Origin of the sequence: Streptomyces sp. Edi4 (assembly GCF_040253615.1) — a bacterium.
GTDB lineage: Bacteria > Actinomycetota > Actinomycetes > Streptomycetales > Streptomycetaceae > Streptomyces.
Genome location: NZ_JBEJGY010000004.1, coordinates 1,809,376 through 1,824,557, shown reverse-complemented (window position 1 = coordinate 1,824,557; position 15,182 = coordinate 1,809,376). Strand labels below are relative to the sequence as shown.

Genomic DNA, 15,182 nt, shown 5'->3' with positions numbered 1-15,182 from the left:
GGAGCGACCACGGCCCGCACCCGAACTCCCTGGGGCTCCGCCCCAGACCCCGTTCGGCCTGAACGGCCTCGTCCTCAATCGCCGGACGGGCTGGGTATGCCCATACGGGCCCGCACGAACCCCGCCAGGGGCGCGGGTAACTGCGCGACCTGCCACGCGCGGTCCGCGGCCGGGGTCCCGGGGTCGCCAGGGCTGAGGGGGGTCAGGGGGTTGGCGGGAGGGCCGCGCGGAGGCGGGCCGTCTCGGCCGGGGTCGCCGGTCGCAGGGGCTCGCGTACGGGATGGCCAAGGAGCGCCTTGGCAGTCACCGCCCCCGGCAACCCCGCGGACATCATCAACTCCGTCAGGGGAAGCAGGAGTTGGTTGAGCCGCGCCGCTTCCCCCGGCGCCGGCTCCTCGAACGCGTCCAGCACCGCCCGCACCGCCCGCGGCGCCACATTGGCCACCGTACTCACATACCCCGCCCCGCCCAGCGCGGACAGCGCGAGGTTCAGCTCGTCGCAGCCGGAGTAGTACGCGAGCGACGTACGGCCCATCACCTTCGTCGCGCCCAGCAGGTCGTACGCACAGTCCTTCACCGCCACGATCCGCTCGTGCTCCGCGAGCGCCAGCATCGTGTCCACCTCGATCCGCGTGCCCGTGCGGCCCGGGATGTCGTACAGCATCACCGGCAGCCCGGTGGCGTCGGCGACCGTACAGAAGTGGGCTTCGACCGCGTCCTGCGGTGGGCGGCTGAAGTACGGGGTGACCACCAACAGCCCGTCCGCGCCCGCCCGTTCGGCCACGCGGGCCAGCGCGACGGTGTCCGCGGTCGAGGCGCTGCCCACTCCCGCCACGACCGTCGCGCGGTCGCCGACCTCTTCGGCCACCGCCCGTACCAGCGCCGTCTTCTCCTCGTCCGATGTGGTCGGCGACTCACCCGTCGTGCCGTTCAGGACCAGGCCGTCGCACCCGTTGTCCACCAGGTGCGCCGCGAGCTCGCGTGCCGCCGCGAGGTCGAGTTCGTACGTCTTGGTGAAGGGCGTGACCATGGCGCACAGGGCACGTCCGAAGGGGCGCGGGGGATGTGTTGTCGTCGTCATGCGACAGTGTTGCGCCCGTCGGCTGTTCACGTCCACTTAGTGTTCCGGGCGGGTCGAGGTAGCGCTGCTTAAGGAAGGCTCTCGCGCCCGGCACACCGACGCCACGTCGTGGACGGCGGCGGGCACCTGAGGTGAGCGCGGGAGCCGCCGGGGCTCACTGCTTGGTGGTGCGCTCCGGGCGCGTCACCAGCACCACCCGGTGCTCGGCGTCGTCGAGCGGGCGCTCGTACTCCAGGCCGTACCGCTGGGCGAGGAGGTCGAAGAACGCGCCCGTAGGGTCGGGCTCGATCCGTTCGACGGTGCCCCGGACCTCCAGATACCGGTAGGGCTGGTCGGGGTCGCACCGAGAGGGAGACCTTGGGGGCGGCGACGACGTTCTTGTACTTGCGGCGCGTGGTGGTCGTGGTGAAGCGCAGGAACGCGCCGTCCCAGATCCGCCAGACGGGGTTGACGTGCGGGACGCCGCGAGGGCCCGTGGTGGCGAGGTGCACGAAGAGGGGGCGGGTCAGCAGGTCGGCGTAGTCGGCCGGGATCACGGGGGCGGTGTCCTTCGGTGTGCTGGTCATGGCGCCGAACGCCACCAACCGCCCCGGCGCGGCCCGGGTTGGGCCCGGCGGGCCGGCCGGGAGACGACGCGTCTGCCCGGCCGGCCCTCGCGCTTACGGGTGGAAGCGGATGATCTGCGGGTCGTGGTCGCTGGTCTGGTTCGCGAACTCCGCGTTGATGTGCACGCTGTCGTAGTCGAAACCACGGACGGCCGGGCTGGTCAGGATCTGGTCCAGGACCTGCGTGTTGCCCTGGTACACGTAGGAGTAGCGCTCCTTCTTCGGCAGCGTGCGGTAGGCCGAGCGCAGCGCGCCGCCGTCCTCCAGGGCCTTGGTGGTGCCCGAGAAGTCGAAGTCGTTGATGTCGCCGAGCGCGAGGACGTCCGCGTGTTTGTCGACCGCGAGCAGCTGCTTCACGAAGGCGTTGACGGCCTGCGCCTGCTGGAGCCGCTTGGTCTCCGATGAGCGCGGCACCGGCTGGTGCTGGGAGACCAGGCTCTCGTCACCGCCCTTGGACGCGAAGTGGTTGGCGATCACGAAGACCGTCCTGCCCTTGAACACGAACTCGCCGGCCAGCGGCTTGCGGCTGTCCTCCCACGCGGGGTTGGCCGGGTCCACGCGGCCGGGCGAGAGGGTCAGGGCGGGGTGGCCCTTGGCGCCGGTGACGCCGACGGCGGTCTTGTAGTCGCCGCCGGGACGGTCGGTGAAGGAGACCCGCGCGGGGTTGAACAGGAAGCCCTGGCGGATGTTGCCGCCGGGCTCGCCGCCGTCCTTGTCGTTCTCCGGGTCGATGGAACGCCACTGGTAGGCCGGGCCGCCCGCGGCCACGATCGCGTCCGTGAACTTCTTCACGGTCGCCGACGCGTCCACCGTGCCGTCGTTCTTGGCGCCGTTGTTGTCCTGGATCTCCTCAAGGGCCACGATGTCGGGCGAGGCGAGGTTGGTCACCACGCCCTGCGCCAGCGCGTCGAACTTCGACTGCGGGTCGCCCGGGTCCAGGTTCTCCACGTTGTACGTGGCGACCGCCAGCTCGCCGGTGCGCTGCTTGCGGGTGACCTCGCGCTTGAGGCCGTTGTCCTTGACCGTGCCGAGCGTACGCGCGGCGAGGGTGTAGCCGCCGAACTGGTTGAAGTCCAGGGGGCCTTCGGTGGTCCCGGTCAGGGTGTCGCCCACGTTCGCGGCGGGGAAGGGCCGCTGGGCGGTGGGGATCAGGCTCTGGATCTGGAGCCGGCCGGTGTTCTGGTCGCTGTACGAGGAGTACAGCGAGCCGCCGCGCGCGGTGCGGTTCTCCTGCGGCTTGACCGTGACCCACAGCTCGGAGTACGGGTCGGTGGCGCCGACCACGCGCGAGGTGTTGATCCGGACGTTCATGCCCTCAAGGGACTCGTAGTAGTCCGTGGCGTACTTCTTCGGCTTGAGGGTCAGGCCGTTGACGCTGTTGCCGGCCGCCGGGTCGCCGTTCGGCGTGTAGCGGTCGGGCACCGAGCGGGCGGTGATGACGACCGGCGCGGGCACCGCGTTGCCCGAGGACAGGACCTTCACGACCGGCTTGGAGAGCTCGGTGACCGACTGGTTGCCCGAGGAGGCGCCGCCGGGCACGTACTCGGTGACGGTGGCCGCGACCTCCACCGCGTCGCCCACGGCGACCGTCGGGCTGGAGCCGGTGAAGACGAAGACGCCCTCGCTGGTGGCGGGGTTCTTGTCGGGCGCCGTGTCCTGGAACCAGAAACCCTTGGAGGAACCATAGGCGCGCACCCCGGTGACGACGCCGGTCACGCCCGTGACCTGCTGCCCCGCCAGCGGGGATATCCGGGTGGTGCCCTGGATGTCGTGGATCTTCGCCTGCACGGGCGTGGCGGGGGCCGCCTGCGAGGAGGCGGCGCTGACCAGGCCGGCGGCCAGCGCTGCGGCGACCACGGCGGACACGGCGGCGGTTCTGGGAACGGGCATTCACGCCTCCGGGAGTGATGAGGGAAAGGTGCGTGCGGCGGTGTTGTTCTACGCGCGTCAATCTCTTGGCTGGGGTGGGGAGTTGTCAAGAGTCGCCGGGTGTCCGAAAACCGACGGGTGGATGAACGTGTGGGGCGCGCGGTCCCGTGGCACGTCCCGGCGCCCGCGGCGCGCGGCGGGCGCGGCAGCGTGGAGGTGGGGGCGGGCGGGAGCGGGGGCGGGTGCGCACGGGCGGCGCAACGAAACCCGGTGAAATGCGTCTACGCTGGGTGCCGCTCATCCATCGCTGCCCCAGCGCGACCCGAGCCCCAGACCGTACGGCCGAGGAGTACCCCCAGATGTCCGGAGACCGCCCCACCCTGCCGCCGGTGCGGCTGAACTCCGAGGCGGAACTGGCGCGGGACGCGCTGTCCGCCCCGCTGCTCGCCCGCGCGGTGCGGCTCGCCCGCTGGGCCGGCCCCAAGACCCGCGTCGGCGCCGGCGGCGAGCTCGTCGAGGAGCAGCTGCCCGAGGCGGCCGCCGAACTCGGCCTCGGCGACGACGAGGACGGCCCTGCGTACGCGAGCGAGGCCTGGCGGGTCGCGGTCGACACCGGCCTCGTCGAGATCGAGGACGCCGGGGATGCCGGGGACGCCGGGGACGCGGTGGGTGCGGACGCCGAGGACGCGGAGGGAAGCGCGACGGCGGGCGACAACCTCGCGGTGCTCACCTCGGGTTCGCCCAGCGATGTCCTGGCGATCTGGGCCGACGCCTTCGACGTGGTCTTCGCCGACGCCACCGCCCCGATGATCGACGATTTCGCGGACCTGGTCGGCGAGGACGGCGAGATCGACTTCGAGCGCCTTGAGTGGGACCCGGAGGAGGAGGCGGAGTTCCTTGAGGGCGTGCTCGGCAACCTGTATCTGCTGACCGTCAGCGAGGGCGGCACGCCCGAGGGGCCCGTGCCGCTGCCCGCGCTGGCCGCCTCGATGATCGTCCCCGACGACATGGGGGAGCCCACCGACGACATCCTGGAGCAGGTCTCCGACGCGATGATGCGCCTGGACGACCAGTTCCGGCTGCTTGAGCCGATCGGTCTGGTCGAATACGAGCCCGTCGACGAGGCCCTGATGGCCGAGGTGGGCGACGAGCCGGCCCCGCCGGTCGACGACGAGGACGTCTCGCGCTACGGAATGGTCCGCCTGACCCCGCTCGGTCTGTACGGTGTGCGCGCCCGGATGCTGGAGGCCGGCGTGGACGCGCCGGCCGTCGGTGATCTGGCGGGCAAGGGCGCCGACGCGCTCCTGGACGGCATCGCCTACTTCCCCGAGCTCTCCGCCCGCGCCGAGACCGAGCAGTGGCTGGCCCGGCGTGAACCGGCGGCCGCCGCACGGGAGTTGCTCGCGGCTGCCCGGGGCGCCGACGCGGGTGGTCCGCTGCGCCGGCTGCACTGCCAGCAGGCGCTCGCGCTGACCGGTGCCGCCTCGGAGCCCGCCGTCCGCGAGGTGCTGCCCGACCCCGAACTGGGCGGCCTTGCCCGGGTCTGGCTCGTCGAGCGCGGCGCGGCCGACGTGCCGCCGCCCACCGAGGCGATGATCTTCTGGCTGGCCATCGACACCATCGCCGCGCAACTCGCGGTCGAGGGCGACCTGGAGGAGCTGCGGGAACTCGTCGAGGGCCTGGTCGGGCAGCACAGCGGCTTCTTCGACGCGGCCTGGCGGGTGGAGCACCCGGCGACCGCCGATGTCCTGGAGGCGATGGGCCGTCTCCACCCGGACAAGGCCACGGCAAAGGAAGCCCGCAAGGCGGCCTTCAAGGCCCGCTCCCGCCCCTGACCCGACGCCGGCCCGCCCGGCTCCGACGCCGCGTGCCCCCGCCTGGACCCGGCCTGACGCCACGCCGCGCCCGACCGGCCTGACGCCACGCCGCGCGCCTGCGCGACCCGCCGCGCCGGCCGCCTGGCCGGTCTGGGAGGCACGTCCGAGTGTGCTGGGGGCCCGAAGGACTCCGGTTTCCCTGGGTGCTTGACCGGGGCCCGGGGCCCGGAGGTGGCTCCAGTGCCGAGGAAGCGGTCCGCAAGCGCTACTGGGGGGCACGCCCGAGCGCGCCGGGATCCCGAACAACCCTGGGTTTCCTGGGCACTTGGCCGGGCCCCGGGCCCCCGGGGGATCAGGCCCGCTTGAGTACCAGGCTCACGTTATGGCCGCCGAAGCCGAAGGAATTGGCGAGCGCGGCCTCCCAGGAACCCGTGCGGTTGTGCGCCGCGACCACGTCGAGGGTGATCTCGGGGTCCAGGCGGTCGAGGTTGCGGGTGGCCGGGACCGTGCCGTCCCGCAGTGCGAGCAGCGCCGCGATCGCGCCGACCGCGCCGGACGCGCCCAGCATGTGGCCGGTCATCGACTTCGTGGCCGTGACCACGGGGTGCGTGCCCAGGGCCTTGGCCACCGCCTGTGCCTCGGCGAGGTCGCCCGAGGGCGTGGAGGTGGCGTGGGCGTGCACCACACCGATGTCGCGGGGGCTCAACCGCGCGTCCGCCAACGCCGATTCGACCGCCCGGACCTGGCCGGCCACATCCGACGCGGTGATGTGGTCCGCGCTGGAGGTCACGGCGGCCCCGGCCACCGACCCGTACACCCGCGCGCCTCTGGCCCGCGCGAACTCCGCGCGCTCCAGGACGAGCAGGCCCGCGCCCTCGCCCATCACGAAACCGCTGCGGTCCGCGTCGAAGGGGCGGGACACCGCCTGGGGGTCGCCGTCCTCGGTGGACAACGCCTTCATCTGCGCGAACGCGGCGATGGTGAACGGATGCAGACAGGCCTCGGTGCCGCCGGCCACCACCACGTCGGCGCGTCCCGCCCGGATCAGGTCCAGGCCCATCGCGATCGCCTCGGCGCCGGAGGCGCACGCGCTGACCGGAGTGCGCGCCCCGGCCTGCGCGCCGAGCTCCATGGAGACCCAGGCCGCCGGCCCGTTCGGCATGAGCATCGGCACCGCGAACGGCGAGAGCCTGCGCGCCCCGCTCTTTTCGAACGTGTCGTCCTGGCCCAGGGTGGTGAGCACGCCCCCGGTGCCGGTGCCGATCACCACGGCGAGCCGTTCGGGGGCGACCTCCGGGGCGCCCGCGTCCCGCCACGCCTCGCGCGATCCGATCATCGCGAGTTGTTCACACCGATCAAGCTTGCGGGCTTCGACCCGGTCGAGCAGTGAGGCCGGGTCGACAGGGAGACCGGCGGCCACCCGGACCGGAAGGCCGGCGGCCCACTCCTCTTCGACGAGACCGGCCCCGGACCGGCCCGCCAGCATGCCTTCCCAGGTGGTGGCCGTGTCCGCGCCGAGCGGGGTGATCGCTCCGAGGCCGGTGACGAGTACTTCTGCAAGATCGCTCATGCTTCGACCCTGCCAGGCGGCAGCCGCTGGACGGGAGGGCGGGGACGCTGCGATTTGTCCGGGCGATGTTGTGGGGTTCCCACAGAGCGCCCCGGCTACAGCTTGCTACAGGGCCTCCGCCGACGGCTTGACCATCCCACGCGCGGTGCGGGACTTCACGAAGGTGCCGACCCCGGTCATCTCCCATTCGCCGGAGAACTGCTTGACCAATTTGGCCATGATCACCCCGGTCTGCGGCTCGGCCCCCGTCAGATCGAACCGCACCAGTTCCGCGCCGCTCGCCGCGTCGATCAGCCGGCAGTACGCCTTGGCCACCTCGGTGAACTTCTGGCCCGAGAAGGAGTTCACCGTGAAGACGAGACCGGTGGCCTCGGCGGGGATGCGACCGAGGTCGACCACGATCACCTCGTCGTCGCCCGCGCCCTCGCCCGTCAGGTTGTCGCCGGAGTGCTTGATGGCGCCGTTGAGGATGGAGAGCTTGCCGAAGTAGCAGGTATCCAGGTGGTTGCGCTGGGGGCCGTAGGCGATCACCGACGCGTCCAGGTCGATGTCCTTGCCGCGGAAGGCGGGCTCCCAGCCGAGGCCCATCTTGACCTGCGAGAGCAGCGGACGGCCGCCCTTGACCAGGGACACCGTCTGGTTCTTCTGGAGGCTGACGCGGCCCTTGTCCAGGTTGATCTTCCCGCTGCCCGTGGGGGCGGGGGCGGGCGGCGCGGCCGGGGTCCCCAGGGCGGGGGCGGGGGCGGCGAGACGGGGATCGGCCGCAGGGGTGGCCGGCATCGGGGGCGCGGCGGCCGGCGCCGCGGGCTCCTCGACCGTGACCCCGAAGTCCGTGGCGATCCCGGCGAGCCCGTTGGCGTACCCCTGGCCCACCGCGCGGGCCTTCCAGGCGCCGCCCCGCAGATAGATCTCCACGACCACCAGGGCCGTCTCGGCGCCGAGACGGGGCGGCGTGAAGGAGGCGATCACACTGCCGTCCGCCTCGTCGCGCAGGGTGGCGGTGGGCTCGATGCCCTGGAAGGTCTGGCCCGTCGCGTCCGGACTCGCGGTCACCACGATCTTCTCGATGCCCGCCGGGACGGCGGACGTGTCCACGATGATCGCGTCGGGCCCCGTGCCGCCGCCGGAGCGGTGGGTGACACCGGGGCCCTGCGGCTGGTTGTAGAAGATGAAGTCGTCGTCCGAGCGCACCTTGCCGTCTGCGGTGAGCAGCAGGCCCGAGACGTCGAGCCGCACGGGCGCGGCGACGTCCACCGTCACGCGGGTGGTCGGGAGCGGAAGGTTCGAGCCGGGGGTCATTGCGGTCATGCCCCGGAAACGAGCGACGCCGCTTTGCGGTTCCTTGAACCTCGGCCGAATGTCGTCGGCGCCGCGCCGCGCGGGGCTCGCGGCGGGCTCAGTGCGGCCAGATCGGCGGGTCGGTGACGAAGGGGCCGCCCAGCAGCGCGTGCTCGGGCCTGTCCGGGTCGAGTTCGCCCTGTTCGGCGACGAGCCGGGCGGCGTACTGCTCGGAGTCGTCCTCGGGCTCGTACCCGAGGGCCCGGGCAGAGGAGAGGTCCCACCACAGCCGGGTGTTGGCGGACGAGCCGTACACCACGCTGTGCCCGACCCCTTCGGCGCCGAGCGCGGCGTGGAAGAGGCGGGCCGCGTCGCCGGGGCTGAGCCAGATCGACAGCATCCGTACGGAGGTCGGCTCGGCGAAGCAGGAGCCGATGCGGACCGAGACTGTTTCCAGGCCGTGCTTGTCCCAGTAGAACTGCGCCAGGTCCTCGCCGAACGCCTTGGACAGGCCGTAGAACGTGTCGGGCCGGTGCGCGGTGGTGACCGGGATCAGCGCCGGGCCGTCCGCGCCGCCCGCGCCGCTCAGGGGACGCGGCGTGAAGCCGACCGCGTGGTTGGAGGAGGCGAACACGATCCGCCGCACACCCTCCTCACGCGCCGCCTCATAGAGGTTGTACGTGCCTTCGATGTTGGCCCGCAGGATCTTGTCGAAGGAGGATTCGAGGGAGATCCCCGCGAGATGGAGGACCGCGTCGACCCCTCGGACGGCCGCACGCAGCGCCTCCTTGTCGGCGAGGTCGGCGGTGATGGCGTCCGGCTCGCCGGGGACCGGCGCCATGTCCAGGAGCCGCAACGCGTAGCCGTGGGCCGGGAGCAGTTCCCGCATCAGGGTGCCGAGCCCGCCGGCTGCGCCGGTGAGCAGGACGGTGCGGGGTGCGGGCATCGGGTGCTCCTCGGGGGCGACGGGCGACGGGCGACGGGCGGCGGACGGCGGGCGGCGGGCGGCGGACGGCGGACGGCGGGCGGCCGGGAGGTCCGGACGGCAGGGAGGTCCGGACGCGGGCCAGAAGGACGCTGTGCTGCGCGTCTGCTGTATCCGTGGACATGTGTATCCGTGGACATGATTCACATGCGTGGACACGCTAAGGAGCGCGGCCGAACGGCGTCAAGAGGCGCGCGGGAGTGCCCAATTCGCCCGTCCCTCCGGGCTGTTCTGCCCGGCCGTCACAGAAGGGCCCGCCCGGCGTGGCCTGCCCCAGGCGGCCGATGCCCCCGACGGCTGTGGCGCGAAGGGGAGTTGAGGCCGTGCCACCCCCGGTCCCTGGGCGCCGGGAGACCCCTTCGGGTGCGACGAGGTGGGCGACCCGTCGCACCCGTTGCCCGCGCGAGCCGCCAGCCACTCTTGCCGCGCCCGGCTTGAAACCCCGCCAAGGACACAGTGAGGCAACGTTTTCGGCATTTCCCCTGGCGGGGCGCATGTGATGCGCGTAGACAAGCGGTCATGCGCATTCTCACCAAAGCCGCAGCCGCCACCGCTGCCCTCTCCCTCACCGGCGCCGCCTTCTACGGCGTCGGCGCGGCCTCGGCCGACAACGCCACGCCGAAGTCGGACCGGGAGATACCGAACATCACCAAGGTCGAAGACAAGATCAACGCCTACTACGGCGGGGCGCCCGACGCATCCGGGAACTACCAGGCCTCGCCCAAGAGCAACTACGCCAAGCAGGTCGCGGACGTCGAGGCGCGCGCCAAGCGCCAGATCAAGCACGCCGCCGAGCACCCCGGCCGCGACGGCCGCAAGCCCGCCATCGTGCTAGACGTCGACGACACGACGCTGCTGACGTACGACTACGAGAAGAAGAACGGCTTCGCCTACAACGCGGCCGCGTTCGACGCGTATGTGAAGAACGCGCACTCGATCGCCGTGTTCGGCATGCCGGACCTGGTCAACTACGCGGCCAAGAACGGCGTCACGGTCTTCTTCCTCACCGGCCGCGACGCCTCCCAGCGCGACGCCAGCGCCCTCAACCTGACCCGGGCGGGCTACCAGGTGCCGGTGGACGCCACGCACTTCTTCCTCAAGGACAAGGCCAACCCGCCGGCGTACCTGAGCTGCGCCAAGACCACCTGGACCTGCTCGACGGTCGACTACAAGGCGGGCACCCGCAAGCACATCGAGTCGCTCGGCTACAACATCGTCGCCAACCTCGGCGACCAGTACACCGACCTCTCGGGCGGCTACGCGGACAAGACGTACAAGCTCCCCAACCCGATGTACTTCCTGCCGTAACCCCCGGGGCAGCGGCACGGCCCGGGGCGCGCGCCGTCCACGCGCGCCCCGGTGGATCACGGGGAGGCCAGTGCGGCCTTCATCATCGCCTGGGCGACCGGACCCGCGAGCCCGTTGCCGCTGACCTCGGAGCGCTCGGCGTCGGAGTCCTGGATGACCACGGCGACCGCGACCTCCTTGCCGGTCCCGGGGTCCTTGGCGAACGAGGTGAACCAGGCGTACGGCTTCTTGGAGTTGTTCACTCCGTGCTGGGCCGTGCCCGTCTTGGCGCCGACCTCAAGGCCGGGCGTCTTGGCGTTGGACGCCGTGCCGTCGGTGACCACGGAGATCATCGCGCTGTACATCGCCTGCGCCGTCCTGGACGACAGGATCCTTGTGCCGTCGGAATCCGGGTACGACTGGAGCGTGCTCCCCTTGGAGTCGGTCACTTTGGAGACCATGTGCGGCGAGGACAGCACGCCGTCGTTGGCGATCGCGGCCGAGACCATGGCCATCTGGAGCGGGGTCGCCGTCACGTCGAACTGGCCGATGCCCGAAAGCGCCGTGGACGACGGGTTCATGTTCTTCGGGTACACGCTCGCCGAGGCGCGTACCGGAATGTCGAGTCCGGTGTCGTTGAACCCGAACTTCTCCGCCATCGCCCGCACCTTGTCCTGGCCCAGGTCGACGGCCATCTTGCCGAAGACGTTGTTGCAGGAGTATTCGAGCGCCTTGCGGATCGTGGCGTTCTCGCAGGGCGCCGACGCCGACTCGTTGCGCAGGTCCGTCGTGGTGCCCGGCATCCGGTACGGGTTGGGGCTCGCGGTGTTCTCGTCGATCGAGGAGTAAAGACCGTTCTCCAGCGCGGCCGAGGCCACCACCAGCTTGAACGTGGAACCCGGCGCCAGCGGCTGGCGCAGCGCCCGGTTGAGCATCGGCTGGCTCTCGTCCTCGGACAGCTGCTTCCAGGCGTCGGCGGCCGCCGACGAGGAACCCGCGATCCTGGCGGGATCGTAGGAAGGTGTGGAGACCATGCCAAGGACACGGCCGGTCTTCGGGTCCATCGCGACGGCGGCGCCCTCCGTGTTCCCGAGCGCCTGGTACCCGGCCTTCTGCACACCCGGGTCGATGGTGGTCAACACGTCGCCGCCGGGCGCGCGCTGGTGGGTGAGCGCGTCGAAGGGGTTCTGCATGCGCGGGTCGCTGCCGTCGAGGACCTTGGAGTAGATCCCCTCCAGCTGTGTCGATCCGTACACCTGCGACGCGAAGCCGGTGACCGGCGCGTACATCGGTCCGTTCTTGTACGCGCGCTGGTAGGCGAGGTCGCCGCTGTTGGTCCTTTCCGAGCCGGTGACCGGGGATCCGGCCACGATGATGTCCCCGAGCGGCTGCGCGTACTGCGCGATGGTGTTCCGCCGGTTCAGTGTGTCGTCCGCTAGGGCCTGGCCTTTGTAGAACTGCACATAGGTGGCTCGTCCGAGGAGGGCGAGCACCATCAGCAGACAGAAGACCGAGGCGCGCCTGATTGTCTTGTTCATCCCATACGTGAGACGGACGGGCCCGGACGCGGAGTTCCGGCGCCGGGGGTTTCTCAGAAAACCTTCATCGGGGCCGCACGAACCCCGACTCGTACGCCGCGATCACCGCCTGCGTGCGGTCGCGAACGCCGGTCTTGGCAAGGACGGAGGCGACATGCGTCTTCACCGTGGCCGGGCCGATCCCCATCCGCTGGGCGATCTCGGCATTGGTCAGACCGGTCGCCATCAGGCGCAGCACCTCCGCCTCGCGCTCGGTGAGCCGGGCCGCCCAGGACGCGGTGCGGGCGCCGGCGGGGGAGTGCCGGGCGGCCAGCTCACGCAGCTTGGCGGGGAAGAGCAGCGACTCCCCGCGCGCGACCAGCCGGACCGCCTGGACCAGCTCGTCGGCGGCGGCCCGCTTGAGCAGGAACCCGGCGGCGCCCACGCGTAGCGCGTCATAGACGTAACTGTCGTTCTCGAAGGTCGTCACCACCAGGATCTTCGGCGGGGCCGTCATGGCCGCCAGGATCTGCTCGGTGGCGCGGATGCCGTCGATCTGCGGCATCCGTACGTCCATCAGGACCACGTCGGGACGGCTCTCGCGGACGACGGGCAGCGCCTCGGCGCCGGTGGAGGCCTCACCCACCACCTCGATGCCCGGTTCGGCGTCGAGGATCACCCGCAGCGCCGTGCGCACCATCCGCTCGTCGTCGGCGAGCACCACCCGGATCGTGGTGCTCATCGCGCGCCGCCCAGCGGCAGCCGGGCGCTGAGCCGCCACACACCGCCCTCGGGGCCCGCGACGGCGCTCCCGCCGAGCAGCGCGGCCCGTTCGGCTGTCCCGCGCAGTCCGCGGCCGCCGCCGGGGCGCGCCACCGGCGCCGCCGCGCCCAGGGGGTTCTCCATCACCATCTCCAACTCCCCGCCACCGATGGCGACTCGCAGGGTAACGGCAGGACCGCTTCCGTGCCGCGACGCGTTGCTCAGGCCCTCCTGGACGATCCGGTACGTCTCCCGCGAGACCAGCTCCGGCACCCGGGCCGGGTCGCCGTCGAGGGAGTACGTCACCTCCATGCCGGTGCGGGACAGCAGGTCCTCCAGGGCGCCGAGACCGGGGGTGGTCAGGTCGCCGTCGTCCTGGCGCAACAGGCCAAGGACGGCGTCGAGTTCGTCCACCGTGCGCCGGGCGGTCTCCTCGATCGCGCCCAGTGCCTCCCGGACGAACCCCGGGTCCGCGTCCAGGACGCGGCGGGCGGCGCCGGCCTGGAGGGTCACCGCGCTCAGGGCGTGGCCCACCGAGTCGTGCAGCTCGCGCGCGAGCCGGTTGCGTACGGCCAGCTCCGCCGCGCGCAGTTCGGCCGCGGCCAGCTTGTCGGCGGGCGTGGGGCCGAGCAGGAGGGGCGCGAGCCTGGCGAGGAGCGCCCCCGCGGCCGCCGAGCACGCCGCGAGCGCGAGCAGCATCGCGACCCCGGCGAACGGGGCGAGCGCGATGCCCCACGGGGTGGTGAGGGGGCCGGAGGCGGAGTACACGGTGTGGCGCAGCCCCGGGAAGAGCGGCAGCACGATCAAGAACACCGTGAACGGGGGCAGCGCGAGACTCATCCCGCTCAGGATCCCGCCGACGGCGACGTGCAGGGTGTACCAGGCGGCGGCGCGCAGCCGGGCGTCCCAGGTGCGGGCGGGCCGGTCGGCGAGCGCCGCCGGATCCACCCCGCACAGCGCCCGCACGCCGAACACCAGCAGCGGCCGGGCGATCGGCACCAGCGCCGAAATCGCCGGGAAGGGCAGCGCGACGGCCAGCGTGATCAGCGCCAGCGGGAGGGAGTCGACGGGGCCGCCACTGGACCTGCACGCGCCGACGATGATCATGCCGACCAGGAAGTACGGCATCAACAGGGCCCCGCCGATGACCAGATGGACCCAGCGGTGGCGGGCCCGGACACCGAACAGCGCGCGTATCACGGCCTGCCGCCCGCGTGCCGGGAGCGCGCCGCGAGGAAGCGGGCGCCGAGGGCGAGGACGGTCAGGCCGGCGATCATCTGCACAGCGTAGGTGAGGATCATCAACGCGGTGGGCCGGTCCGCGGCCGGTCCGCCGAACACGCCGGACGAGAGCCACAGCCAGCCGCCCCAGCACGCGGTGGCGCCCGAGCCGAGCCACGCAAGGGCCAGCGGGAGACGCAGCGGCAGCGACCGCCCGAGCCCGAAGGCGATCATCAGGACGCCGGCCGCCGCGGGCAGGGTGAACGCCGCGAACACGGCCTCAAGGACGTACTCGTCGGCGCCGCGCCCCTCGGCCATGGCCGGGGCGAGGCCCACCACCGAGCCCGTCGCCCACAGGCTGTGCGTCACGGCGGCAAGCAGCGACAGCGCCGCCACCGCGACGGCGGCGGCCCGCGACACGCGCGGTACGGCGCCGGCCGGCAGGTCACCGAGAGGGCCACGCCACAGCGGCGCCCAGCGGTCGCGGGCGTACAGCACGAACAGCGCGCCCAGGGCGATGCCTTGGACGATGAAGCCGGTGTACACGACGGCGAAGACCCACTCATGCAGGAAGACCGCCCGGTCACTGTGGGCGGGCGGCCGGACGCCGGCGCCGCGCACCGCCCGGACCAGCAGCTGGAGCGGATATCCGGTCATCACCGGCGCGAGCAGGCCGGTGGCGAGCCACATCGGCACCGCGAGCAGCCACGCCTTGACGCGGAGCCCCCAGGGGCGGGTCAGGAGCAGCGCGAGGACGATCACGCAGGCGTCCATGAGGACGGACGCGCCGTGGGCCGCGGCCGTGCGCAGGCGGTGCTCGAGCAGGCCGCTGCCGTCGGGGATGCCCAGGTGGCTGCCGGCGACCCAGAGGACTTTGAGGGTGAGGTAGGGCAGGCAGGCGATCACGGCCACCGCGCGCAGGGCCCTGCGGGGCGTGGAGGTCGGCGTGGTCGCCCCGGCGGGGCGGCGGGTGTCGCGGGTGGTGGTGGCGGCGGTCCCGGCGGGGGGCGTGAGGGGCATGTCCTCACACTTCCTTGGCCCCCGGGGGCGGGGCGTCGTGCTGGATGGTGAGGCGGGTCCGCCGTGTGGGGGAGGGGGTGGGGGTGGCTCGGTCGGGCCGGGGCGGCGATGGTCGTGAGGAGCCGGGGCGGCGCGGTCGGGTGGCTCCGGGCCAGCGGGGCCCGGTGGCTC

General features: G+C 72.4%; 12 protein-coding genes. 2 read left to right on the top strand and 10 right to left on the bottom strand.

Annotated features, from left to right (window positions below; genetic code table 11):
* Positions 1 to 202 precede the first annotated feature (202 nt).
* The 3 genes from dapA to ABR738_RS10320 form a co-directional block, all read right to left on the bottom strand.
* A complete protein-coding gene (gene dapA / locus ABR738_RS10330; RefSeq protein WP_350229674.1) occupies positions 203 to 1,081 on the bottom strand; it encodes a 4-hydroxy-tetrahydrodipicolinate synthase in 879 nt (292 codons plus the stop codon).
* Positions 1,082 to 1,149: 68 nt separating this feature from the next.
* Positions 1,150 to 1,647, bottom strand: coding sequence for a pyridoxamine 5'-phosphate oxidase family protein (locus tag ABR738_RS10325; RefSeq protein WP_350229673.1), 498 nt, complete (start codon positions 1,645 to 1,647; stop codon positions 1,150 to 1,152).
* A gap of 93 nt (positions 1,648 to 1,740) precedes the next feature.
* Positions 1,741 to 3,576, bottom strand: coding sequence for a DUF8508 domain-containing protein (locus ABR738_RS10320; protein ID WP_350229672.1), 1,836 nt, complete (start codon positions 3,574 to 3,576; stop codon positions 1,741 to 1,743).
* A gap of 338 nt (positions 3,577 to 3,914) precedes the next feature.
* Here ABR738_RS10320 and ABR738_RS10315 point away from each other — a divergent pair, with 338 nt between their 5' ends.
* Positions 3,915 to 5,390: a hypothetical protein gene (locus ABR738_RS10315; RefSeq protein WP_350229671.1), complete on the top strand. Its 1,476-nt coding sequence runs from the start codon at positions 3,915 to 3,917 to the stop codon at positions 5,388 to 5,390.
* Between the two features lie 334 nt (positions 5,391 to 5,724).
* Here ABR738_RS10315 and ABR738_RS10310 read toward each other — a convergent pair whose 3' ends face one another.
* The 3 genes from ABR738_RS10310 to ABR738_RS10300 form a co-directional block, all read right to left on the bottom strand.
* A complete protein-coding gene (locus ABR738_RS10310; RefSeq protein WP_350229670.1) occupies positions 5,725 to 6,942 on the bottom strand; it encodes a beta-ketoacyl-[acyl-carrier-protein] synthase family protein in 1,218 nt (405 codons plus the stop codon).
* A 105-nt stretch (positions 6,943 to 7,047) separates the two neighbouring features.
* Positions 7,048 to 8,250: a TerD family protein gene (locus ABR738_RS10305; RefSeq protein ID WP_350229669.1), complete on the bottom strand. Its 1,203-nt coding sequence runs from the start codon at positions 8,248 to 8,250 to the stop codon at positions 7,048 to 7,050.
* 88 nt (positions 8,251 to 8,338) lie between these two features.
* Complete coding sequence (locus ABR738_RS10300) at positions 8,339 to 9,166, bottom strand: NAD-dependent epimerase/dehydratase family protein (protein WP_350229668.1); 828 nt, start codon at positions 9,164 to 9,166, stop codon at positions 8,339 to 8,341.
* 558 nt (positions 9,167 to 9,724) lie between these two features.
* Here ABR738_RS10300 and ABR738_RS10295 point away from each other — a divergent pair.
* A complete protein-coding gene (locus ABR738_RS10295) occupies positions 9,725 to 10,513 on the top strand; it encodes an HAD family acid phosphatase (protein ID WP_350229667.1) in 789 nt (262 codons plus the stop codon).
* A gap of 56 nt (positions 10,514 to 10,569) precedes the next feature.
* On the opposite strand, the gene ABR738_RS10290 is transcribed toward ABR738_RS10295, so the two are convergent.
* The 4 genes from ABR738_RS10290 to ABR738_RS10275 form a co-directional block, all read right to left on the bottom strand.
* Entirely contained in the window at positions 10,570 to 12,030 is a 1,461-nt protein-coding gene (locus ABR738_RS10290; protein WP_350229666.1) for a peptidoglycan D,D-transpeptidase FtsI family protein, read from the bottom strand.
* Between the two features lie 64 nt (positions 12,031 to 12,094).
* Positions 12,095 to 12,751, bottom strand: coding sequence for a response regulator transcription factor (locus tag ABR738_RS10285; protein WP_350229665.1), 657 nt, complete (start codon positions 12,749 to 12,751; stop codon positions 12,095 to 12,097).
* Entirely contained in the window at positions 12,748 to 13,971 is a 1,224-nt protein-coding gene (locus ABR738_RS10280) for a sensor histidine kinase (protein ID WP_350229664.1), read from the bottom strand. The genes ABR738_RS10285 and ABR738_RS10280 overlap by 4 nt, the downstream gene beginning before the upstream one ends.
* On the bottom strand, positions 13,968 to 15,011 hold the full coding sequence (locus ABR738_RS10275; RefSeq protein ID WP_350229663.1) for a hypothetical protein: 1,044 nt from the start codon (positions 15,009 to 15,011) through the stop codon (positions 13,968 to 13,970). Before ABR738_RS10275 ends, ABR738_RS10280 begins: the two co-directional genes overlap by 4 nt.
* Positions 15,012 to 15,182 lie beyond the last annotated feature (171 nt).